Below are 20823 nucleotides of genomic sequence, written 5' to 3'. Positions count from 1 at the left end.
GGGACGATGGCGCTTTTCAAACGCAAGACCTCCGAACCGGCCGGCAAGAGCGCCGCCGCCTCGACCGCTCCCGACGCCAGACGTCCGATCTGCCTGGCCCTTCAGGGCGGCGGGGCGCATGGCGCGTTCCAGTGGGGCGTGCTGGATCGGCTGCTCGAAGACGACCGGCTCGACATCCGCGCCGTCTCGGCCGCCTCGGCCGGGGCCATGAACGGCGCCGCCCTGATCTCCGGTCTGACCACGGGCGGCCCGCAGGGGGGGCGGGCGGCGCTGGACAAGCTGTGGCGCGAAACCAACCAGTCGGGCGGTCGCAACGTCTTCGGCGACAGCGCGATCTGGAGCGCGGCGCTGACGCCCGGCTGGTTGAAGGACGCCCCCGCCTGGCGCGCCATGGAGAGCTGGGCCGGCTCGCTCAGTCCGTATGAATTCAACCCTTTCAACCTGAATCCTCTCAAACGCGTTCTGGACGCCAGCGTCGATTTCGAGGCGGTGCGATCGTCGCATATCAGGTTCTTCGTCGCGGCGACCCAGGTGCGCCATGCCCGATCCCGTATCTTCGCCTCGCCGGAAATCACCGACCGTGTGCTGATGGCCTCGGCCTGCCTGCCGCATCTTTTCCAGGCGGTGGAAATTGACGGCGAGCCCTATTGGGACGGCGGATACCTGGCCAATCCGCCGCTATGGCCGCTGTATGAGGGCGACCGGCCCGACGACATCCTGCTGATGACCCTCAATCCGTTCGAAAGCGTCGGCACGCCCAGGGCGGCCGGCGACATCATGGACCGGATCAACGAGATCGCCTTTTCCGCCCCCCTGATGGCCGAACTGCGCGCCGTGGCCTTCATGCAGGAACTGTTCGAGGAGGGCCGCCTGACCGAAGACGGCCGCCGCTCCTATCGCCACGTCCGCATGCACGCCATCGAGGCCGACGGCTGGCTGGACGACCTGTCGGCCGGGTCCAAGTTCAATACGGAGTGGACCTTCCTCAACGGTCTCAAGGCCAAGGGACGGGACGCCGCCGAGGAATGGCTGACATCCTGCCTCGACGCCGTCGGAACCCGGTCCAGCGTCGATCTACAGGCGAGGTTCGGCTAACCGGCGCTACTTGGTCATCCAGGGCTTGGACTTGCCCGCCGCCACACGCGCCGCCTGCTCACGCTGGAAACGCCCGCCGCGGGGCGGCTTCGCCCGCGCGTCGATACCCGCCTGCTTCAGTCGCAGGGCGCGCTGAATCGGCGTTTCATTGGCAGGCGCGGCGTCATCTGTCGGTTCGGTCATGCCCTGCCTTTAACACAGCGGACACGGGCACGGAGCACCTAACCCACAAATCCCGCCGCGCGCTTCAGGCGGTCGTTGATCGCCTCGCCCAGACCCTGCGCCGGGATCGGGACCACGGCGATGCCGACCGGTCGTTCGCGGTCCGCCTCGCGCAGCAGGCGGAACAGCCGCGCCGCAGCCTGCCGCAGGTCGCCCTCGGGGCTCAGGCTCCAGCGTGGATCGCCGGCGCCCGGTCCGAAGCCCAGCAGGATTTCGCCCTCATTCGCCTCCGTCACATTTATCCTGACCGGCGCATCCGGCGCATAGTGCAGGGCCAACCGACCCGGCGAACGATGCCCCTCCCCGGCCGCGCGATCCAGCGGCCCGACCAGGGCTTCCAGCTCCTCGGCCGTCACCGCCCCAGGCCTCAGCAGGGACACGCGTCCGTCCAGCACCGAGACCACCGTGCTCTCGACCCCCACGGCGCACGGCCCGCCATCGACGGCCTCGGCCGCGAAGGCGCCGGTCTCCTCCATCGCATCCTCGAAGGTGGTCGGGCTGGGCCGCCCGGACCGGTTGGCCGAGGGCGCGACCACCGCGCCGCCGAACGCCTCGATCACCGCGCGCGCCCGGGCGTGGCCCGGCGCCCGGACGGCGACGCTGTCCAGCCCCGCCCGCGCCAGATCGCAGACCGCCTCTCTGTCCCGCGCCGGCGCCACGATCGTCAGCGGTCCGGGCCAGAAGGCGTCAGCCAGACGCCGTGCGCGATCGTCGAACACGGCGAGACGCTCCGCCGCCGCCGCATCGGCCACATGGGCGATCAGGGGATTGAAGCGCGGCCGTCCCTTGGCCTCGAAAATGGCGGCCACAGCCTCGGGATTGGCAGCGTCTGCAGCCAGCCCATAGACTGTTTCGGTCGGCAGGATGACCAGCCGTCCGTCCCTGAGCGCCTGGCCCGCACGTTCGATCGCGGCGACCGTCACGGACGGCGCGGGATGAAGGGGATCATGCGCCGCAGCACATTGTCCCGATCGATGAACTGATGCTTCAGCGCCGCCAGAACGTGGATGGCGACCAGCACATACAGCAGCTTCGGCAGGGCATGGTGGACCGACATCAACGCCCGCGCCGTGTCGCGCCCGCCGCCGATCGGCAGCAGCGGCCAGTCGAACAGACCGAACCAGGCGATGTCCCGGCCCGCCGCCGACGAGGCCAGCCAGCCGGTCAGCGGCAGGATGATCAGCACCGCATAGAACAGGACATGGCTGGTTCGTGCGGCGATCCTCTGCCAGGTCGGCGTGCCCGGCGGCAGGGGGATGGCGGGATTGGCGATCCGCCAGCCGAGCCGGGCCAGCGTCAGGATGAGGATGCTCAGCCCCACCGACTTGTGCAGGCCCACCCACATCCGGGCGTCCGGCCCATCCGTATTGGCGTCGCTGACCAGCAGGATTTGGGCGACCAGCAACAGGGCGATGCCCCAGTGCAGGGTCAGCGACACGGTCGAATAGCGATGTCGGGGCTCAGCCATGGAGAGACGCCTTTCTGAACGTCGGATCACATTGGCAAAGCGCGACTGTCGCGCCAAGGCGCTTGCATGCCGATGCGGCAACGCGGCATGAAGGATTCGACGCCCCGTTCGTCTGTTTACGCAAGGAACCCGTCCCATGACCTATCGCGCGCCCGTCAAGGACATCGCCTTCAGCCTGGCCGCCGTCGCCGATATCGACGCCGTGGCGGCGACCGGGGCGTTCCCTGACTATGATGCCGACGTCATGGGCGCCGTGCTGGAAGCGGCGGGCCAGTTTTCGGAGGAGGTGCTGGCCCCGTTGAACCGGCCCGGCGATCTGGCGGGCGCGACCTATGCGAACGGATCGGTGACGGCCGCGCCGGGTTTCGCGGACGCCTATCGCCAGTTCGCCGAGGGCGGCTGGACCAGCCTGACCGCCTCGACGGAGGCCGGCGGCCAGCACCTGCCGAAAGCTCTGGAACTGGCGGCCTATGAGACGGTGCATGCCGCCAATATGGCCTTTGGGTTGTGCCCCATGTTGTCGCTGGCGTCGATCGAAGCCCTGGAAGCGGTCGGCACCGAGGAACAGAAGGCCAAATACCTGACCAAGCTGGTGTCGGGCGAATGGACCGGCGCCATGGTCCTGACCGAACCGGGCGCGGGGTCGGACCTCGGCGCCCTGACCGCCACGGCGACGCCGAACGGCGACGGGACCTATGCCCTCAACGGTCAGAAGATCTTCATCACCTGGGGCGACCACGACGCCACGGACAACATCATCCATCTGGTGCTGGCGCGCCTGCCCGACGCACCCAAGGGGCCGAAGGGGATCAGCCTGTTCCTGACCCCAAAGTTCGAGGTGAAGGACGACGGCTCGCTGGGCGACCGCAACGACTTCCGGCCGGTGGGCGTCGAGCACAAGCTGGGCATCCACGCCTCGCCCACCTGCGTCATGAGCTATGAGGGCGCGCGGGCGGAACTGGTCGGGCGGCCGAACGAGGGCCTGGCCCATATGTTCGTGATGATGAACGCCGCGCGCCTGGCCGTGGGCGTCGAGGGCGTCGGCATCGCCGAGCGCGCCTATCAGCATGCTCTGACCTATGCGCTGGATCGCAAACAGGGCCGTTCGGTCTGGACCGGCGAGGCGTCGTCGCCGATCTTCGATCATCCGGACGTGCGCCGCACCCTGTCGGTCATGAAGGCGAAGATCGAGGCGGCCCGGGCCATCTGCCTGTCGACCGGGGTCGCGGCCGATCTGGCGCGCCACGCCGCGACCGAGGAAGACCGCAGGCGATGGAAGGGCCGCGAGGACCTTTTCACCCCGATCGCCAAGGCCTGGTCCACCGACATGGGCTGCGAGGTGGCGTCGATGGGCGTGCAGGTCCATGGCGGCATGGGCTTCATCGAGGAGACCGGCGCCGCGCAGCACTATCGCGACGCCCGCATCACCCCGATCTATGAGGGCACCAACGGGATTCAGGCGATGGACCTTGTGGGTCGCAAGCTGTCGATGGACGGGGGCGAATCCGCCAAGGCCCTGATCGCCGACTTCAAAGCCACCCTGCCGGTCCTCGGCAAACTCTATTCCGGCAAGCCGGTCGAACGCTTCCAGGCGGCCATTGAGGCGGTCGAGGACGCCACGCTTTGGATGCTGGACCGCAAGGCCGAACCGGAATCGGCCGCCGACGTCCTGGCCGGGGCCGACGCCTATCTCAAGCTGCTCGGCGACGTGACCGGCGGGTGGATGCTGGCCAAGGGCGCCCTGGCGGCCAAGGCGCGCCTGGACGCCGGCGACGGCGATACAGCGTGGCTGAACGGCAAGATCGCCCTGTATGAGGTCTATGCGGCCAATGTGCTGGGCCACTGCTCCAGTCGGCTGGCGGCGATCGGCCAGGGCGGCGACCTGCTGTCGCGGATGTCGCGCGAGGTGCTCGTCGCCTGAGCCCTGCCGGCTTGATCCTCAGCGATTGAGGGCGTCCCGGGCGGCGGCATGGTAGCGGTGGCCCGAGGCGGCGCCGCGCGGGAATACGGCCTCGATCGCCGCCAGGTCATCAGCCCTCAGAACCAGGTCTGCGGCGGCCACGTTCTGCTCCAGCGTGGCGATCCGCCGCGTGCCCGGGATCGGCACCAGGTCATCGCCCTGCGCCAGCACCCAGGCCAGGGCCAGTTGGGCGGCCGTGACGCCACGGTCGGCGGCGAGCGTCTTCACCGCCTCGACCAGATCGAGGTTCTTCTGGAAGTTCTCGCCCTGGAAACGCGGGTTGAACCGGCGGAAGTCGTCGTCGGCCAAGTCGTCGATCGAGCGGATGTCGCCCGACAGGAAGCCGCGCCCCAGCGGGCTGTACGGCACGAAGCCGATGCCCAGTTCGCGGCACAGATCGAACAGTTCGTCCTCCGGCTCGCGCGACCACAGCGAATATTCGGTCTGCAACGCCGTGATCGGATGCGTCGCATGGGCCCGGCGCAGGGTGTCGGGCGCGGCCTCGGACAGGCCGAGGAACCGGACCTTCCCCTCGCTGACCAGATCCGCCATAGCCCCGACCGTCTCTTCGATGGGCGTGTCGGGATCGACCCGGTGCAGATAGTAGAGATCGACGTGATCGACGCCCAGACGCTGCAGACTGCCCTCGATCGACCGCCGAACATTGGCCGGAGAGCCATCGACCAACAGCGCGGACCGATCCTCGTTGTACCGGATGCCGAATTTTGTGGCGATGAAGGCTCGGTCGCGACGGTCCTTGAGCGCCTGGCCCAGCAGGATCTCGTTGGTGAGGGGGCCGTACATCTCGGCGGTGTCGAACAGGGTGACGCCGAGGTCGAGCGCGCGATGAATCACGGCAGCGGACTGGGCGTCATCATGCGCGCCATAGAAGGCGCTCATCCCCATGCAACCGAGGCCGATGGCCGAGACCTGGGGGCCGTTCCGGCCGAGTTTGCGCATCTTCATGGGGAGGCTCCGTGTCGGGCTGGAGAGGCTCAGGTCGGTGTCGATCCGACCGCATGCAAGGTTCACAGAGCCGAAATCACATCCGTCCGACCAAAGTCGTCGCCTTTGAACAGAAGGGCTTCCTCGGTCGCCTTGGCCAGGGCGTAGGCGAAACAGTCCCCGAAGTTCAGGCGCGCGGGATGGAAGCCTTTGCCAAAGCGACGGTTCGCCGCCCGGGCATGGTCGGCCAGGTTCTGTCCTACCGGTACGATTTCCAGTCGCAGTTCAGCGAGCAAGGCGTCCAGAAGTTCGGACGCCCGCGCATCTTTGAACCTGTCGATCACGATCGTGAGCTCTGTCAGCGTCGCGGCAGACATCCGGGCTGGCTCGCCTGCGGATCGAGCCTGGCTCAGCCGCACCAAAAATGCCATCTGCTCCGGTTCGCCTCTCACGATCGCGACGATGGCCGAGGTGTCCACGATCACGCGGGCAGGCCGGTAACCGGGTCATAGAGGAAGGCGCTGGGATCCTCTTCCTCAAAGAACGATTTTGGCAGGCGGGTCTTCAGTTCGCCGAGGATGGCTTCGACCTTCGCCATGTCGATGTCGTTCGACGCAATCTGCAACCGCGCCTTGCGCTCTTCCAGGGCATGGATGACCGCATCCGTCAGGCTTTCGCCCGTGACCGACGCCACTTCAACGGCCAACTCATGCGCGCGCGGGTTCTTGATGTTCAGCATGGTAGACGCATTTCTACCATAGCCATCCGGCGTCTCAAAACTGGGAATTCAAAGCGGGCCGCAGGCGGCCTGCAGCCATGCCAGAGCCGCAGGATCCGCCTGGACACCCCCCGCCAGCAACGGCCCGATCTTGGCGAGGGTCTCGGCATGATAGGCGTCGACATAGGCGCGTTCGTCGGGCGTCAGCAAATCGACGTCGATCAGGCGGCGATCGTGCGGCGCGAAGGTCAGTTGCTCGAAGCCGTGCATAGGGCGTTCGCCGCCCGGAACGGGCTGAGCCGGCGTGACGACCTGGAGGGTTTCGATGCGGATGCCCCACGCGCCCTCGCGGTAATAGCCGGGCTCGTTGGAAAGGATCATGCCGGGCAGGAGCGGCTGGGTGTTGACCGCCTTGGCGATGCGCGCCGGGCCTTCGTGGACGCCGAGGTAGGAGCCGACGCCGTGGCCCGTGCCGTGGTCGTAGTCGAGGCCCGCCGCCCACATCGGCGCACGGCAGACCGCGTCAAGCTGATGCCCGGTCGTCCCCGCCGGGAAACGGACCGTCGCCATGGCGATGTGCGCCTTCAGCACCAGGGTGAACATGCGCCGCTGATCGTCAGTCGCGTGGCCGATCGCCACGGTCCGGGTGACGTCGGTCGTACCGTCCAGATACTGGCCGCCGCCATCGACGAGCAGGAGGACGCCGGTCTCGATCCGACGGATCTTTGCGCCGACCGGCTTGTAGTGCGGCAGGGCCCCGTTCGGGCCGGCGCCGGAGATGGTGTCGAAGCTGAGGTCCTTCAGTTCGCCCGTGGCTTCTCGGAACCGCTCCAGGGCCTCGGCGATCTCACGTTCGTCCGGAAGGGTCCGTTCGGCCGTGGTCTGGACCCAATGCAGGAAGCGGGTCAGGGCGGCGCCGTCGCGGATGTGGGTGCGACGGCTGCCCTCGATCTCGACGGCGTTCTTGGTCGCGCGCGGCAGGGCGCAGGGGTCCATGGCGCGGACGATCTTCGCTCCGGCCGCCTCCAGGGCGTCGAACCAGACGGCGGCCGACTGTGCGGGATCGACGACGACCGTGCGGCCGGACAGGGCGTGGATCGCGGCGTCAATGGCGTCGGGATCAGCCAGCTCAACGGCGTCGCCGAGCCAGCCGGGCAGTTCGTTGGCGATCTTGGCCGGGTCCAGGAACAGCTTCGCCGAGCCGTCCGCATTGAGGATGGCCTGGCCCAGCGGCAGCGGGGTGCGGATGACGTCCCCGCCCCGGATATTGAACAGCCAGGCCAGAGAAGCCGGGGCGGTCAGCAGTGCGGCGTCGGCCCCGAGGTCGGCCACAGCCTGACCGATGCGGGCGCGTTTGGCGGCGGCGTCTTCCCCGGTGTAGTCGACCGGATGCGGAACGATGGGCGCGGCGGGCTGCGTCGGACGGGCATCGCCCCACGCAAGGTCCAGCGGATTGGGCGAGACGGGCTTCAGCGTCGCCCCGGCCTTTTCCACGGCACGGCGCAAGCCGGTCAGGGCGTCCGGGCTGTGCAGGCGGGCGTCATAGCCGATCACCGATCCGGCGGGCACGGTCTCCAGCCACGCCGGAACGCCGGGATCGACGATGTCGAGGATTTCAAACTGGTCGGCGTCGACCTGGGCGTGGATCTGCACCGTGTAGCGGCCGTCGGTGAAGACGGCGGCGCGATCCTTCAGCACGACCCCCGCGCCGGCCGAGCCGGTGAAGCCGGACACCCAGGCCAGCCGCTCATTGGCCTCGGGCAGATATTCGTTCTGATATTCGTCCTCATGCGGGACCAGAAGGCCATCGAGCCCCTGTTCTGCCATCCGGGCGCGCACAAGCGGAAGATGCTTCGCCCCGAAGGACGGATCGGTGGTTTCGTCGAAGGATTGGCGCATGGGAAGCGATTAGGCCGGGTCGAACCCAGGCTCAAGGGCGGATCGTGGCGAGGCCACGTCGTCGTCGGCGAGCCCTGGCCGATAGCCCGCCTTCGACCGGGAAGCGGTAGGACTGACCGGCGTCTTCAGTCCCCTTGGGGTCCAGCGTCCGTCGCCGACGCAGCCTCTTCCCTGTCCTCGACCTCTTCTTCCGGCGCGGAGGTCATGGTGATCATCGCGCCGCTGAAGCCGGTGCGCGCGACCCACGGGCTTTCGTCGGGAATGAAGCCGATCTTCACGTCGGCCGTCCCCGGCATGAAGTGGTAGACGTTCCAGGTTCCGCCGATCATCTGTCCCGGAAGCTCGATGCTCTGGGCAGCCGTCTGGGTGGTCCAGGCCGTCATCAGGCCAGGGTGCACGCCCTCCGTCGCGTCGAAATCCCACAGGCCGCATCCCAGAAAGACCAGATCGTCGGCCTTCTCCCAGGACTGCAGAACGCCGTCGCCGTCGCTGTCCTCGTCTTCGCCGATCACGGCGCTGACCTTGTTGACGATGACATATCTGCCCGCCGGTCCGCCGGGATCCTTCCAGATCTCCTGCTCCATCTCCATGGGGAACTCGGGATCGTTCGCCTCGGCCCTTCCGATGGCGACGCTGGCGGCCAGTTCCGGATGGTCGGTCTCTTCGGCGCGTACCCAGCCGGCCGCCGCCAGACGCGCCGACGTCGCCGCCATGTCGCGACGATCCGGCACGCACAGGGTCTTGAACGTCTCCAACCGCACATCGGCGGGGATCGGGGTTTGCAGAGACAGGGCGAGGAAGAGGGCGACAGGCATGAGACCTCCGGGTTCGCCGCCATCCTAAGCAAGGCGCCGACGCCCGACGACTTTCCGAACCTTACCGCTTTCCTCCCGGCGCGCCGGCCCGTACCAACAGGCGACTTCGGAGCAACGCCATGACCGACCGCGTGACCCTCAGCCTCAACGACGGCGTCGCCGATGTGCGGCTGAACCGGCCCGACAAGATCAACGCCCTCGATTCGACGATGATCGACGCGATCGCCGCCGTCATCGATCAGCTGTCGACCACGCCTGGCCTGCGGGCCGTGGTCCTGTCTGGCGAGGGTCGAGGATTCTGCGCCGGACTGGACATGCAGTCGATGGCCGGGCTGGCCGCCAACGATTTCGACATCATGGCCCGCACCCACGGCCCGGCCAATCTGTTCCAGCAGGTCGCCTGGGGTTGGCGCGCCCTGCCCGTCCCGGTGATCGCGGCGGCGCACGGGGTGGCGTTCGGCGGCGGCCTCCAGATTCTGTCAGGAGCGGACATCCGCCTCGCCCGTCCCGATCTCAGGCTGTCGATCATGGAGATGAAGTGGGGCATCGTTCCCGACATGGCCGGGTTCGCCCTGTGGCGTGGCCTGGTGCGTGACGACGTGCTGCGCGAACTGACCTACACCCACCGTGAGTTCGATGGCGTCGAGGCGATCGGGCTGGGCTTCGTCACCCGTCTGTCCGAGGAACCGCTCGCCGACGCGCTGGACCTGGCCGTAACCATCGCCGGGCGCAATCCACAGGCCGTGCGGGCGGCGAAGCGGCTGGCGAATCTCGAAGCTGAGCAGAGCGTCGAACGCATCCTGACGGCCGAAAGCCGCGAGCAGGGCGCTCTGATCGGATCGCCCAACCAGATGGAGGCCGTCAGCGCAAATCTATCGAAACGACCCGCCGAATTTATCGACTGACACCCGATCGACGCGGCATTCCAGTAACGGCATTCTATCAAATGTGTCACTGGCTGGCCGAAGAATGTTTTGCTCATCCCAACAATCTGCAAGATAGCCGCCATGGGCCTCTATCCAGTAATCATGTGTGGCGGTGCGGGCACTCGGCTTTGGCCAGCGTCACGCCCTTCGCGACCGAAACAGTTCATGCCGCTGTCTGGCAATCGCTCGCTTTTCCAGGACACCGCCCTTCGTGTAGCGCCGCTTGCGCTCAATGGAGGTCGATTGATCGTTGTCGGTGGAGCGGCTCATCGCGCAGCGATCCTTGATCAGTTGAGCGAGCTTGGGCTGGAAGCCCAGGTGCTGCTCGAGCCGGAAGCGCGAGACTCTGCTGCCGCGATGGCGGCGGCCGCAGCCTGGACCTATCGCGCCGATCCGGAAGGCATCAATGTTTTCGTCGCCTCGGACCACCACATTCCCGACCAAGAAGCGTTTCGTTTGGCGGCACGCGAAGCAGCAGACGCGGCTCGATCAGGTCAAGTCGTAACGCTGGGCGTCAGGCCCACAGAGCCTTCTTCCGCTTATGGATATATCGCCGCCGAACGCGCGGATCGGCTATCGCCTGTGAAGGCTTTTGTTGAGAAGCCGGATGCCAAGACCGCCGAGCGGTACATAGCCAACGGATACTTATGGAACAGCGGAAACTTTATCGTTTCTGCGGCGATATTGCTTGAAGAGCTGGAAGCCCAGGCCCCCGCCGTCGCAATTGCCGCAACGGCTGCGCTACCTCCGACGACAGGAGGGCGAGATGCTGTCGATCCAGAGACCCTTCTGCCTGTTTTCTCAAATGCTCCAAAAATTTCGATCGACTATGCGGTCATGGAGAAAACTTCGCGCGCGTCTGTGCTGCCTGTCGACTTCGAATGGTCCGATCTTGGCTCGTGGGATGCCGTCGCCAAAACCGGCGAGGGCGATCTCGGCGCGTTCGTATTTGAAGATGTCGAGAACTGTATGGCTCGCGCATCGGACGGGGTGGTGGTTGCGGCGATCGGTGTCCGGAATTTGGCGATCATCGCCGAAAGGGATGCCGTCCTCGTTTGCGACATGAACCGTAGCCAGGAAGTCAAGAAGATTGTTGAACGCCTTCGGGCCGCCTCGCCTCAACATTTGGACTTCCCACAGCCTCCCGTGCAAGGACTTCAGCAAGGCGGATCAAGATTTTCTGACTGGCTGCGACTGAGAGCTCTACCCCTGTGGAGTGCTGTCGGCCAGGGTCTTGGCGGCCCGTTCGCTCAACTGCTTTCTCTGGAGGGCAGAGTCATCGCCGCTCCCCGCAGGGCGAGGGTGCAGGCACGACAAATATACGTCTTCGCCGAGGCCGGCCGCCATGGCTGGAGCGGTTGCTGGCGTCGCGTAGTCGATGACGGCCTTTCCTTCCTGGAAGGCCGTTATCTGCGCCCGGACGGTCTGATGCGCGCCCTGCTCGACGAAACCGCCAGGCCCCTGGACGGAACGGCCATGCTGTACGACCAGGCCTTCCACATCCTGGCGCGGGCGTCAGTTCAGCAGGCCGGACTCGCCGGCGATCACGAGGCGGCCGCAGCGGCGGTCAGGAACGCCCTTCTGGCGCATGCCCCCGCCGACGGCGGCCTGGTGGAACAGGGCCCGCATCCGCATCAGTCCAACGCCCACATGCATCTGCTCGAGGCCTGCCTGGCCTGGGAAGAAGCCGGCGGCGACAAGGAATGGGCCCGCCTCGCGGATCGCATCGTCTCCCTCGCCCGGTCGCACTTCATCGACCGGGAGGGCGGATTCCTCCGGGAATTCTTCAACGCCGACTGGTCGCTGGCGCCCGGCGACGACGGCCGGCTGATCGAACCGGGCCACCAGTTCGAATGGGCCTGGCTGCTCACGCGTTATGCACGCTCCCGCGGCGCCCCTGAGGTCATCGCCGACGCCAGGCGTCTTTACGCCTTCGGTCGCCAAGGCGTGGGTCCGCGCCGGCAGGTCGCGCTCGACGCCCTGAACGACAATGGCTCGGTCCGCAGCCGGCGCGCCCGCCTCTGGCCCCAGACCGAGTGGATGAAGGCCGCGCTGATCCTCGCCGAGACAGCCCAGGACAGCGATCGGACCGCCTTGCTCGAGGACGCCGCCGCCGCCCAGCGCGCCATCTGGCGCTATCTGACGCCGGAAGGGCTGTGGCGGGACAAGCTGCTGGACGACGGCCAATTCATCGACGAGCCGGCGCCGGCCAGTTCGCTCTATCACATTCTCGGAGCCCAGCTTCAGCTTCAGGCCAGCGCCGCGCAGGTCGGGCTGGACCCCGCCCCCTTCCGCCTGAGCTGAGAAAGACCCCGCGATGTCCAAGCCGATCCTGGTCACCGGCGGCGCGGGCTATGTGGGCTCTCATACCTGCCTGGCGCTCGCCGAGGCCGGTTTCCTGCCGGTCGTCTACGACAATCTCAGCAACGGCCATGCCGACCATGTCCTCTGGGGGCCGCTCGAGGAAGGCGATATCCGCGATGGCAATCGGCTAGACGAGGTCATCGCGCGCCATCGCCCTGTCGCAGTCCTGCATTTCGCCGCCCTGATCGAAGTTGGGGAGTCGGTCCGTGAGCCCGGCCGGTTCTATGACAACAATGTCGGCGGCGCGATCAGCCTGATCGAGGCGGCCCGTCGCGGAGGGGTGGACCAGATGGTCTTCTCCTCGACCTGCGCCACCTACGGCGCGCCGGTCCGCCTGCCGATGGATGAAGATCATCCCCAAGCGCCGCTCAACCCCTACGGCCGCTCCAAACTGATGATTGAACAGGCCCTCGCCGACTATTCGATCTATGCGGGGTTTCGCTCGGTCTGCCTTCGCTACTTCAACGCGGCGGGGGCCGACGAAGAGGGGCGCATTGGCGAGCGGCATGATCCGGAAACCCACGCCATACCCCTCGCCCTGCAGACGGTGCTCGGACAGCGGTCGGCGTTCCGCGTGTTCGGCGACGACTACGACACCCGCGACGGCACCGCCGTCCGCGACTATGTCCACGTCAGCGACCTGGCGGACGCCCACGTCCGGGCGCTGCGCTATCTGCTGAGCGGCGGTGAGAGCGCGGTCTTCAACCTCGGCACGGGGACGGGCGTCACGGTCAAGGAACTGATCGCCGAAGTGCGCCGCGTGACAGGACGTCCATTCATCGCCGAGGCGGCGCCGCGCCGCGAGGGAGACGCTCCCTCACTCGTCGCCGACAACCGCCGTGCATGTGACGTCCTCGGATGGCGTCCCAGTCGGAATCTGGGCGACATCGTTCAGTCCGCCTGGCGCTGGCATTCAGGGCTTGAACAGACGGCCGACTAGGTCGGGGAAATCACCCGCGTCCAGCGCAGCGGTTGGCCCGGCGTCTGGCGCTCCAGCCACTCATATTGGGTGCGATCCCATCGCGTGATCCATGGCGACAGATTGTCCATCACCATCTCGCCGCGATCCGAATTCACCAGCAGGACGGCGTGAAGCTCGTCCCAAGGCGTGCGGACCAGGGCGATGGACAGGGCGTCTGGGGAAATCCCCGCTTCGATCAGCTCCCGCCGCTTGGCCAGGACGTAGTCCTCGCAGTCGCCCTTAGGCTTTCGCCCTGTGGGTTCGGCCCAGTGATCTTCCTTGCCGAACTGAACGGCGTCCGGCGTATGGCGAATGCTGCGGTTAAGTCGCCGATTGACGCCATTGAGGGTCGCCCATGTGGCCGTGTCCAGGGTGACCTGCGGCGCCGGCTCGGTCGCCGTCCCGGCCGAAGCGGAATCGTGCGGCGGCATCGGCTTCGTGACCTCGATCGCGTAAGCTTGAAACAGGCGCACCACGGATGAAGGCAGGGCGTCGATGACCGCAGGTCGCGTCGCCGCTTTGGCAGGATCTTCAGGCTCCGCCTGATCAGGTCCGGCCGTCCGCCCCATTTCGACGAGGTTCGTGTCGACGTCGATTTTCGCAGTGCCCGGCAGACTGCGAACAAGGTCCGCCGCCGCAGCCGGCGCTTCGACCGGTCGCGCGAACACTGCTCGCCAGTAGAGTCGCGCATACGCGCGCGAGGCGTCAGCGCTCTGCTCGGCCGTCAGCCGCCGGGGACTGCAGTCCTGGGGCGATCGTCGGCACATGTCGAGAAACCCGGGCGGCGCATGCGTTTCGTCGCCCAGGACCATGGCAGGCGCCCGGCTGTCTGCGTCCTGCGCCGTCGCAACGCCCGCTCCCAGGCTGACCGTCGCGATGGTCGCGCCCAGAAGGAGAACCGTTCGAGATTTGGCCGGTCCCATCGCGACGCCCTCGTGCCTGGGCGCATGATCGGGGACGACGCATAAGGTCGCGCTTACAAACTAGATTATTTCTTATATAAAGCAGTTGGTTATCGCGAGTTAATGGTGTACGCCGCGTGAACCATTCGCCGCATGGACAAACTTCGTCGTAGGTCGCTAGATGACGAGCAGCGAGAGTGGCGACGACCGGGACCAGACGATGGCGAAGCACTTGACCGACAATGTCGCAATCTCGGATCTCGCCGCCGAGGTCATGCTGGACCAGTTGCGAGCTTCGCTGGAAGACCGCTATCGCGAACTCGCCCTTCTGCAGCGGATGATGGCGGCGAGGGACGCCGAGCACGCCGCCGATATGGCGAGAGCGGAACGTGACGTCGCCGAACTTCGCGCCGATCTGGATATGGCGATGGGTCTGGCGACCGACCTGAACCATCGCCAGCAGGGCTCGGGCCGGGTTCAGGCAGGCGGAATCGATATCGAACCGCGCGCCCCGCGTCTGGAATTCGAGAACGACATTCTCAGACGGATCGCGATCGAGAGGAACGAAGAACTGGCCATCCTTCGTCGCCAGTTGATGCAGGTCAGCGACGCCTGAATAAGCTCATCATGCGGTCACGTTCGCGACGAGCGCGTGCTGTCTCAGAAACGCCTCGTCATGATAGCGACGCACGCTGTGACCGGCCCACACGTCGATCATGCTGCCGATGTCGAGGGCCACGCCGCCCTTGCGTTTGACCGCAGTGCATATGGCCTTGCCGAGCAGGCCGGCGCCGACCAGGAACACCCCGCGTCCTTCGGGAACACGCATATCCTGGATCAGCTGCTCGAACCTTGATCCATACCATCGATCTGCGACGCCAATCCAATTCGACGCCTGGTTGGGAATGCGGAATCCGATGACCTGAGGTGCGCCGAACCTACGCGAAAGGGCCGCGTCCAGATCATAGGGCGCGACATAGGCGATGTAGTCCAGCTCGGACAGGATCGTCGCATAATCAGACGCCAGGAACCGGTGGATGTGGTTGGTCACGGCGAGCACCCGGTTGTCCCTCGCCGCAAGCAGGATGTTCTTGACCCTGACGATCGACTCCGCAGAGCCATGCAGACCACGAAGGTCCGAAATGGTTTCCGGTTGAGCGAGGCGCGCTTCCATCAGATCAAGGCGGTGACTATCTGAAACGCCCAGAATGTCGGCTTCCTGGATGGCCTCGATCAGCCCCTGACGCACGCGCATCACGGATGTCGGGAGGATGGCGCCGTAACCGAACATCATGCGCATGATCTCGCCGGCGCAGGATCGCGACAATTCTGGAAAATCGGGATCGTCGGCCGCCAGGACGTTTCCCTCTCCATCGCCGATGCGCACCAGAGAGAAGGGTCGAGCACCCTCGATCGCCGCCCGGATCTCGGAGCTGGCCAGTTCGCAGCCGGCCGGGCTCAGATCCGCGCGATGCGCCGCCTTTTCGAGTATCTGCAGGTCGAGCCGCAGTTCGGCTATGGGGCGACGGCGGAAATAGGCCTTGAATTGATCCCGAAGGACGGCGTCGGCTCGCACCCTGGGTTCCGCAGCGTTCATGCTCTGTCTATCCGGCGCAGACGCGTCTGATGCAATGGCTTTCGCGCTGCACGGCGAAACCCTTCGCCTTCTGGACAGTGATCCCGTCAGACGGTTTGTTATGCTGCATTGCGTCAGTTAGAGTGTCGCCGTTCGTTAACCGGTTCGGGAGCGTGCCATGGCCTCCACCTGGCGCTTTGTGCTGATCAGCCTGGCTCTGCTGGCTTCCGCGGCCTGTGCAACCGCGCCGGAGCCCTCGCCCATCGCGCAGATGGCCGATCCGGTCCGCCAGGCGCCGATCTATCGGCTGGGGGCAGCTGACAAGCTGAGGATCACCGTTTTCGGGGAGGAGGCGCTGAGCGGCGAGTTTCTGGTGAATGGGTCCGGCCAGGTGTCCATGCCGCTCATAGGAGAAATCCAGGCGACAGGTCTTTCATTGCCGGAGTTCCAGGATCGGGTCAGCCGGGCCCTCGCCGAGGGTTATATCAACGAGCCCCGGGTCAGCGTCGAGGTGCTCAACTATCGCCCCTTCTACATCCTCGGCGAAGTGAAGAAGCCCGGCGAGTACCCCTACACCTCTGCCCTCACGGTGGTGAACGCCGTGGCCACCGCCGAAGGCTTCACCTATCGGGCCGACACACGTCGGGTGTTCATCAAACGCGCCGACTCCAATGCCGAACAGCCCTACCCGCTGACCACCGCCATCCAGGTCGCTCCCGGGGATACGATCCGGATTGGCGAGCGATTTTTCTGAGACGCCGACCCCGAAGCCGATATGGCGATGCTTCGTTCATTGATCCGACGGCGTGCCGAAGCGCCTAGGCCATCTGCGGCGCCGCGAACCGCTCCCGACACCGTCGTCTGGGCCTTCGGCGACGTCCACGGCAGGTCCGATCTTCTGGGGCCCCTACTGGCCGCGATCATGTCCGATCTCGAGCGTTGCGACGCCGAGCGACGCGTCATTGTCGGTCTTGGCGACTATGTGGATCGCGGTCCTGATTCGCCCGGGGTGATCGACCTGCTGATCCGGGCTCAGTTACGATCGGACCTGGAGGTGCGGCTGCTGCGTGGAAACCACGAGGCCTTCCTCGACAGGTTTCTACATCGACCGGACGCCGGCCCGATCTGGTGCGAACACGGCGGTCGGGCCACTCTCAATGCCTATGGCGTGGCGGCGCCGACCTTCCGTGAGGACGCCGCCTCATGGCGGGAGGCTTCCATCGCCCTGTCTGCCGCCCTTCCCGCCGTGCATCGCGCCTTTCTGGATCGGCTCGAACTCAGCTTTGAGTCTGGCGACTATTTCTTCTGTCATGCCGGCGCGCGACCAGGCGTTCCCCTTCAGCGCCAATCCCCCGAGGACCTGCTGTGGATACGCCAGGAATTCCTCGGGGCGGAGGAGCGGTTCGAACGGATCATTGTCCATGGCCATACCCCGACGCCGGAGTTGCACGCAGATCACCGGCGCATCGGTCTGGATACCGGCGCCTATGCCACCGGCGTCCTCAGCGCGATGAGATTTCAGGACGCCGACCGCGCCGCGCTGCAGGTCCGCGTCGTCGGCGGCAAGGTCGCAGTGAAGCGGGCCTGACGGCGGATTGAGCCGCGGCAACCGCACGCGTCATTGGCGATCTCGCTCGCAGGCGTTCAACGCTAGAGCGATTCACCGTGACCCATCGGCCACGAGGCGGCATGGCAGATCGGCGCAGCCCAGAATCTTCTTGCAGCGCAACATAACAACGCTCTTAAATCGTCGTTAAGCATACGCCGAAGGGGGTTATCGACATGTTCGATGGGCGAGTTGCAGACACGACGATCCTGTTTCCCGCGCGCACCCTTGCGCCGCTTTGTCCGGCGCGGGCCGCGCCGTCCAGACGACGACTGTCGTCGGCGCTGAAGCGCGCGTTCGACATTATCTGCGCTGCTGCCGTCCTGATCGTTTTCGCTCCTCTCCTTTTACTGATCGCCGTCCTTGTGGCCGCCACTTCGTCCGGTCCCGTCCTGTTTCGGCAGCGTCGCACGGGGAAGGACGGACAGATCTTCTTCATCCTGAAGTTCCGCTCCATGACGGTGGTCGAGGACGGCGACGTCATCGCCCATGCAGTCCGCAATGACAGCCGAGTGACGCCGCTGGGCGCCCTGCTGCGTCGCACCAGTCTGGACGAGCTGCCCCAGCTTCTGAACGTGCTGCGCGGCGACATGTCGATCGTGGGCCCTCGCCCTCACGCTCTGGCGCACGACAACCGCTACGGGTCGCTGGTGCCCCACTACGGCCAGCGGTTCGCGGTTCGCCCCGGTCTGACGGGCTTCGCTCAGATCCAGGGACTGAGAGGCGAAATTCGATCGCTGGACTGCATGGCGAGACGCGCGACCGCTGATGCAGACTACGCAAGGAACTGGTCGTTCCGTCGTGACCTGGCCATCATCGCTGAAACCGTACCCCTCCTGCTGAAGCGCACCAACGCCTATTGAGGCGCGGCGTCACCATGAGCTCGGCGTCGGCAACCTGGGGCGACGCGTAGACTGAGGCTGAGGCGGTTGCAGCGGGTTCGACGGCGTCGCCGGCCGACGCTCGGCCGTCGTTAGCGGCGGCGAGGGGGACAACGGCGGCAAAGCGGCGACGTCGCTCGGGGCAACTGTAACCTCCGGACCTGATGTCGGCTCAGCGACCGGCGCGATGACCGGCTGTGGAAACACCGCCGTCAACAGCGGCGCCTCGACGATGATCGCGGGCGCCTCGTCCAGCGATATTCCGGTCGCCAGAGTCGCCATTTTTACTGGCTCGACCTCGACCCCGGCGTAACGGCCTGTGAAGGCCGACTTCAACCCCCAGGCCCCCGGCCAGCGGTAGAAGATGTGTGCGCCGACCTGACCCAGTTTGGTGAGCTTCGGGGCCCAGTAAGGCGCGACCCAGTCGGTATGATAGTGGGTGGCCATACCCACCTGGGCGACCACGGCGCCGTTCAGGGCGGCGCCGGCGACCGCACGCGCGCGCGCCCAGCCATCGCGCGTCGGTCGTCGCGCCAGGGCTCCATCGCAACTGAAGGTGAACTGACAGCCCGTCGCGCGCTCCGCCCCCTGAAACACCACGCCACAGATCGTTCGAGGATAGGCCGGATGGCGAACGCGATTGAGCACCACCTGGGCGACCGCGCGTTGCCCGTTGAGGCTTTCCGACGCCGCCTCGTAATAGACAGCGGCCGTGAGGCAATCGAGCGCGCGTGTGTAGTGGACGACGTCGTCAGAAGAGATCACGAACGGAGCGGCCGACTGGAGCGGGGCAGTTGAAACAGGCAGGCTTGCGTTGAACGCCTTGGCGCCCGCGACCGAGACGTCCTGCAACGTCTCGGCGCTCAGAACGAAAGCTTCAGCGGACAGGCTTTGCGGCCCGACAAGATCGTCATCCATGGTCGCAATGGGCGTCGGCGCCGCGATCGCCTGCCGAACCTTTTGCTGTTGGGCCAGAATCGTCGTGGCGGCCAAGCTCGCCACGCCCAGGGCCGCTCCACTCATGGCGACCGGCGCAAGGTAGGGGGTTTGGGCGATACGGCGGCCCCATCTCCGGGCCCAGACGAGGACGGGGGACCGGGACCGCTCTTCGGGCAGACGGCTCATGTCCGCGCGCCTTCTGCGCCCCACGCGACCTGCAGCCCAAGCAGGAACGCCCAAAGCGCCGCGATCGACGGCTCTTGCAGCGCATAGTCGGTCATGCCGTGCAACAGGACGACGACGTTGGCCGCGACCAGGCCCCTGGCCAATTCTGTGCCTCGTCGCGCGCTCGCGGCTCGACGCAGACCGATCCAGATCACGAGGCCGATCAGAGAGAACATGGCGGCCGAGCCCGCCAATCCGGCTTCTTCCAGCCATTGCAGATAGACGTTGTGGGCGCTCCGGATCGGCCAGAGATCCGCGTAAGTCGCCTCGGTCATCGCCATCGCATTCAGTTCGCGGAACGACCCCAGACCGTGGCCGAACCCTGGCGCGTCGAGAAAGGCGCGCCAGTGGGCGCTCATGATCCCCCGCCGAACCTCGGCGTCGACGCCGATCGATCCAAGGCGGTCGCCGAGAACCTGGCCCCACCCGCCAATGGCTGAAAACGCCAACACCGCGAAGACCGCGACAGCAAGCCACAATGCCGACGTGCGTCTTGTGGCCGTTGCGGTCTGCCACGCCAGCAAGATCAACATCGCCCCCACAGTCGCCGCCAGTCCGGCGCGCGAGCCGGTCAGGAGCAAACAGGTCGCGAACAAGGCCAGGGCGGCGCCGATCGGCCCGACCGTCGCCAGGGACTCCCGCCACCCCGCCCCACCTGAACGTCGCCATTGCCTCAACCCGACCCCGGTCCCGATCACAGTCAGCACTCCGAACACCGTCGCCGCACTGTTCGGCGACAGGAACCCGCCGGTCAGGCGCGGCGTGACAAGTGCCTGCGTTCCCGTGCCCAGCATGAGGATCGCCGCCATGGCATAGACCGCCCCGATCGTCAGGATCAGATGAACCGTTCGACGAGCGTGATCCGGCCGCCATCCTTGCAAAATACCGAGCAGGAAGGCGCAAGCCAGTCCGGTCAGCTTGATCATCTCCATCGTCGTCTGGAACCGGTTCAGGGTGCCCGCGCGGACATCCGACCCGGTCATCGCCCAGATCGGATGCGGTCCGCCCGGCGCCCAGGACGTCAAGGATAGACCCGCCAGGATCATCACGCCGCCGAACAGCAGGCCCATGCTCCAAAGTGCGGGGACCGATTCCAGCGCCTCGCGCGCGTCGGGCCGCAGCGTCCGGATCAACAATATCCCCGCAAGCGCCAAGACCAGGACTGCCGACTGAATGTTCGTCCCGCCGCCGACCACGAAATGACCGCCTGTGATCACCACCGGCGCGATCGCCAAGGCCAGCCAACCGGCCAGCGATGCTCGCTCGCCTCCATGACGACCATGTCGCGTCATGGCGATTGACGATGACGTTCCCGGGTTCC

The 20823-nt window shown here is 66.3% G+C and carries 21 protein-coding genes; 9 read left to right on the top strand and 12 right to left on the bottom strand.

Annotated features, from left to right (window positions below; all coding sequences use genetic code 11):
• Positions 1–6 precede the first annotated feature (6 nt).
• Positions 7–1095 carry a patatin-like phospholipase family protein gene (locus tag ACO2Q1_RS11225; RefSeq protein WP_423329553.1) on the top strand — a complete coding sequence of 363 codons (1089 nt, stop codon included), beginning with the start codon at positions 7–9 and terminating at the stop codon, positions 1093–1095.
• Between the two features lie 6 nt (positions 1096–1101).
• On the opposite strand, the gene ACO2Q1_RS11220 is transcribed toward ACO2Q1_RS11225, so the two are convergent.
• The 3 genes from ACO2Q1_RS11220 to ACO2Q1_RS11210 are packed head-to-tail and all read right to left on the bottom strand — an operon-like array spanning position 1102 to position 2785.
• Positions 1102–1278, bottom strand: coding sequence for a hypothetical protein (locus ACO2Q1_RS11220; protein ID WP_423329552.1), 177 nt, complete (start codon positions 1276–1278; stop codon positions 1102–1104).
• A gap of 38 nt (positions 1279–1316) precedes the next feature.
• Entirely contained in the window at positions 1317–2240 is a 924-nt protein-coding gene (locus ACO2Q1_RS11215) for an L-threonylcarbamoyladenylate synthase (RefSeq protein WP_423329551.1), read from the bottom strand.
• Complete coding sequence (locus tag ACO2Q1_RS11210; protein WP_423329550.1) at positions 2237–2785, bottom strand: cytochrome b; 549 nt, start codon at positions 2783–2785, stop codon at positions 2237–2239. Before ACO2Q1_RS11210 ends, ACO2Q1_RS11215 begins: the two co-directional genes overlap by 4 nt.
• Before the next feature lie 136 nt (positions 2786–2921).
• On the opposite strand from ACO2Q1_RS11210, the gene ACO2Q1_RS11205 reads away from it, so the two are divergent.
• Complete coding sequence (locus ACO2Q1_RS11205; RefSeq protein WP_423329549.1) at positions 2922–4706, top strand: acyl-CoA dehydrogenase; 1785 nt, start codon at positions 2922–2924, stop codon at positions 4704–4706.
• 18 nt (positions 4707–4724) lie between these two features.
• Here the strand turns inward: ACO2Q1_RS11205 and ACO2Q1_RS11200 are convergent, their stop codons facing one another.
• The 5 genes from ACO2Q1_RS11200 to ACO2Q1_RS11180 form a co-directional block, all read right to left on the bottom strand.
• The gene (locus tag ACO2Q1_RS11200) at positions 4725–5711 is read right to left on the bottom strand and encodes an aldo/keto reductase (protein WP_423329548.1); all 987 of its coding nucleotides are present in this window, start codon (positions 5709–5711) and stop codon (positions 4725–4727) included.
• Between the two features lie 62 nt (positions 5712–5773).
• Positions 5774–6175: a type II toxin-antitoxin system VapC family toxin gene (locus tag ACO2Q1_RS11195; protein WP_423329547.1), complete on the bottom strand. Its 402-nt coding sequence runs from the start codon at positions 6173–6175 to the stop codon at positions 5774–5776.
• Positions 6172–6429, bottom strand: a complete 258-nt coding sequence (locus ACO2Q1_RS11190) for a type II toxin-antitoxin system VapB family antitoxin (protein WP_423329546.1) — start codon at positions 6427–6429, stop codon at positions 6172–6174. Before ACO2Q1_RS11190 ends, ACO2Q1_RS11195 begins: the two co-directional genes overlap by 4 nt.
• Before the next feature lie 48 nt (positions 6430–6477).
• On the bottom strand, positions 6478–8307 hold the full coding sequence (locus tag ACO2Q1_RS11185) for an aminopeptidase P family protein (RefSeq protein ID WP_423329545.1): 1830 nt from the start codon (positions 8305–8307) through the stop codon (positions 6478–6480).
• 125 nt (positions 8308–8432) lie between these two features.
• Positions 8433–9122, bottom strand: coding sequence for a hypothetical protein (locus tag ACO2Q1_RS11180; RefSeq protein ID WP_423329544.1), 690 nt, complete (start codon positions 9120–9122; stop codon positions 8433–8435).
• A 119-nt stretch (positions 9123–9241) separates the two neighbouring features.
• Here ACO2Q1_RS11180 and ACO2Q1_RS11175 point away from each other — a divergent pair, with 119 nt between their 5' ends.
• The 3 genes from ACO2Q1_RS11175 (at position 9242) to galE (ending at position 13352) form a co-directional block, all read left to right on the top strand.
• Positions 9242–10027: a crotonase/enoyl-CoA hydratase family protein gene (locus ACO2Q1_RS11175; RefSeq protein WP_423329543.1), complete on the top strand. Its 786-nt coding sequence runs from the start codon at positions 9242–9244 to the stop codon at positions 10025–10027.
• Positions 10028–10129: 102 nt separating this feature from the next.
• Entirely contained in the window at positions 10130–12352 is a 2223-nt protein-coding gene (locus ACO2Q1_RS11170) for an AGE family epimerase/isomerase (protein WP_423329542.1), read from the top strand.
• 13 nt (positions 12353–12365) lie between these two features.
• Complete coding sequence (gene galE, locus ACO2Q1_RS11165; RefSeq protein ID WP_423329541.1) at positions 12366–13352, top strand: UDP-glucose 4-epimerase GalE; 987 nt, start codon at positions 12366–12368, stop codon at positions 13350–13352.
• Here the strand turns inward: galE and ACO2Q1_RS11160 are convergent.
• Positions 13349–14296, bottom strand: a complete 948-nt coding sequence (locus ACO2Q1_RS11160; protein ID WP_423329540.1) for a transglutaminase-like cysteine peptidase — start codon at positions 14294–14296, stop codon at positions 13349–13351. The genes galE and ACO2Q1_RS11160 overlap by 4 nt on opposite strands.
• A gap of 199 nt (positions 14297–14495) precedes the next feature.
• On the opposite strand from ACO2Q1_RS11160, the gene ACO2Q1_RS11155 reads away from it, so the two are divergent.
• Positions 14496–14891, top strand: a complete 396-nt coding sequence (locus ACO2Q1_RS11155) for a hypothetical protein (RefSeq protein ID WP_423329539.1) — start codon at positions 14496–14498, stop codon at positions 14889–14891.
• Positions 14892–14900: 9 nt separating this feature from the next.
• On the opposite strand, the gene ACO2Q1_RS11150 is transcribed toward ACO2Q1_RS11155, so the two are convergent.
• The gene (locus tag ACO2Q1_RS11150) at positions 14901–15872 is read right to left on the bottom strand and encodes a hypothetical protein (protein WP_423329538.1); all 972 of its coding nucleotides are present in this window, start codon (positions 15870–15872) and stop codon (positions 14901–14903) included.
• A gap of 157 nt (positions 15873–16029) precedes the next feature.
• On the opposite strand from ACO2Q1_RS11150, the gene ACO2Q1_RS11145 reads away from it, so the two are divergent.
• The 3 genes from ACO2Q1_RS11145 to ACO2Q1_RS11135 all read left to right on the top strand — a co-directional run bounded on the left by ACO2Q1_RS11145 (position 16030) and on the right by ACO2Q1_RS11135 (position 18320).
• Positions 16030–16605 carry a polysaccharide biosynthesis/export family protein gene (locus tag ACO2Q1_RS11145; RefSeq protein WP_423329537.1) on the top strand — a complete coding sequence of 192 codons (576 nt, stop codon included), beginning with the start codon at positions 16030–16032 and terminating at the stop codon, positions 16603–16605.
• A 21-nt stretch (positions 16606–16626) separates the two neighbouring features.
• Positions 16627–17439, top strand: coding sequence for a metallophosphoesterase family protein (locus tag ACO2Q1_RS11140; protein ID WP_423329536.1), 813 nt, complete (start codon positions 16627–16629; stop codon positions 17437–17439).
• 194 nt (positions 17440–17633) lie between these two features.
• The gene (locus ACO2Q1_RS11135; protein WP_423329535.1) at positions 17634–18320 is read left to right on the top strand and encodes a sugar transferase; all 687 of its coding nucleotides are present in this window, start codon (positions 17634–17636) and stop codon (positions 18318–18320) included.
• A gap of 9 nt (positions 18321–18329) precedes the next feature.
• Here ACO2Q1_RS11135 and ACO2Q1_RS11130 read toward each other — a convergent pair whose 3' ends face one another.
• Together ACO2Q1_RS11130 and ACO2Q1_RS11125 are read right to left on the bottom strand one after the other, a co-directional pair.
• A complete protein-coding gene (locus ACO2Q1_RS11130; RefSeq protein WP_423329534.1) occupies positions 18330–19463 on the bottom strand; it encodes a cell wall hydrolase in 1134 nt (377 codons plus the stop codon).
• Positions 19460–20737: an O-antigen ligase family protein gene (locus tag ACO2Q1_RS11125; RefSeq protein WP_423329533.1), complete on the bottom strand. Its 1278-nt coding sequence runs from the start codon at positions 20735–20737 to the stop codon at positions 19460–19462. The genes ACO2Q1_RS11130 and ACO2Q1_RS11125 overlap by 4 nt, the downstream gene beginning before the upstream one ends.
• Positions 20738–20823: the final 86 nt, after the last annotated feature.

This window comes from Brevundimonas sp. VNH65 (assembly GCF_049445955.1).
Taxonomy (GTDB): Bacteria; Pseudomonadota; Alphaproteobacteria; order Caulobacterales; family Caulobacteraceae; genus Brevundimonas.
This window is presented reverse-complemented; position numbering and strand designations above follow the sequence as displayed.

Coding starts and splice junctions, on each gene's coding strand:
- ACO2Q1_RS11225 (WP_423329553.1), top strand. CDS start 7: ATGGCGCTTTTCAAACGCAAGACCTCCGAACCGGCCGGCAAGAGCGCC.
- ACO2Q1_RS11220 (WP_423329552.1), bottom strand. CDS start 1,278: ATGACCGAACCGACAGATGACGCCGCGCCTGCCAATGAAACGCCGATT.
- ACO2Q1_RS11210 (WP_423329550.1), bottom strand. CDS start 2,785: ATGGCTGAGCCCCGACATCGCTATTCGACCGTGTCGCTGACCCTGCAC.
- ACO2Q1_RS11205 (WP_423329549.1), top strand. CDS start 2,922: ATGACCTATCGCGCGCCCGTCAAGGACATCGCCTTCAGCCTGGCCGCC.
- ACO2Q1_RS11200 (WP_423329548.1), bottom strand. CDS start 5,711: ATGAAGATGCGCAAACTCGGCCGGAACGGCCCCCAGGTCTCGGCCATC.
- ACO2Q1_RS11190 (WP_423329546.1), bottom strand. CDS start 6,429: ATGCTGAACATCAAGAACCCGCGCGCGCATGAGTTGGCCGTTGAAGTG.
- ACO2Q1_RS11185 (WP_423329545.1), bottom strand. CDS start 8,307: ATGCGCCAATCCTTCGACGAAACCACCGATCCGTCCTTCGGGGCGAAG.
- ACO2Q1_RS11180 (WP_423329544.1), bottom strand. CDS start 9,122: ATGCCTGTCGCCCTCTTCCTCGCCCTGTCTCTGCAAACCCCGATCCCC.
- ACO2Q1_RS11175 (WP_423329543.1), top strand. CDS start 9,242: ATGACCGACCGCGTGACCCTCAGCCTCAACGACGGCGTCGCCGATGTG.
- ACO2Q1_RS11170 (WP_423329542.1), top strand. CDS start 10,130: ATGGGCCTCTATCCAGTAATCATGTGTGGCGGTGCGGGCACTCGGCTT.
- galE (WP_423329541.1), top strand. CDS start 12,366: ATGTCCAAGCCGATCCTGGTCACCGGCGGCGCGGGCTATGTGGGCTCT.
- ACO2Q1_RS11160 (WP_423329540.1), bottom strand. CDS start 14,296: ATGGGACCGGCCAAATCTCGAACGGTTCTCCTTCTGGGCGCGACCATC.
- ACO2Q1_RS11155 (WP_423329539.1), top strand. CDS start 14,496: ATGGCGAAGCACTTGACCGACAATGTCGCAATCTCGGATCTCGCCGCC.
- ACO2Q1_RS11150 (WP_423329538.1), bottom strand. CDS start 15,872: ATGAACGCTGCGGAACCCAGGGTGCGAGCCGACGCCGTCCTTCGGGAT.
- ACO2Q1_RS11145 (WP_423329537.1), top strand. CDS start 16,030: ATGGCCTCCACCTGGCGCTTTGTGCTGATCAGCCTGGCTCTGCTGGCT.
- ACO2Q1_RS11140 (WP_423329536.1), top strand. CDS start 16,627: ATGGCGATGCTTCGTTCATTGATCCGACGGCGTGCCGAAGCGCCTAGG.
- ACO2Q1_RS11135 (WP_423329535.1), top strand. CDS start 17,634: ATGTTCGATGGGCGAGTTGCAGACACGACGATCCTGTTTCCCGCGCGC.
- ACO2Q1_RS11130 (WP_423329534.1), bottom strand. CDS start 19,463: ATGAGCCGTCTGCCCGAAGAGCGGTCCCGGTCCCCCGTCCTCGTCTGG.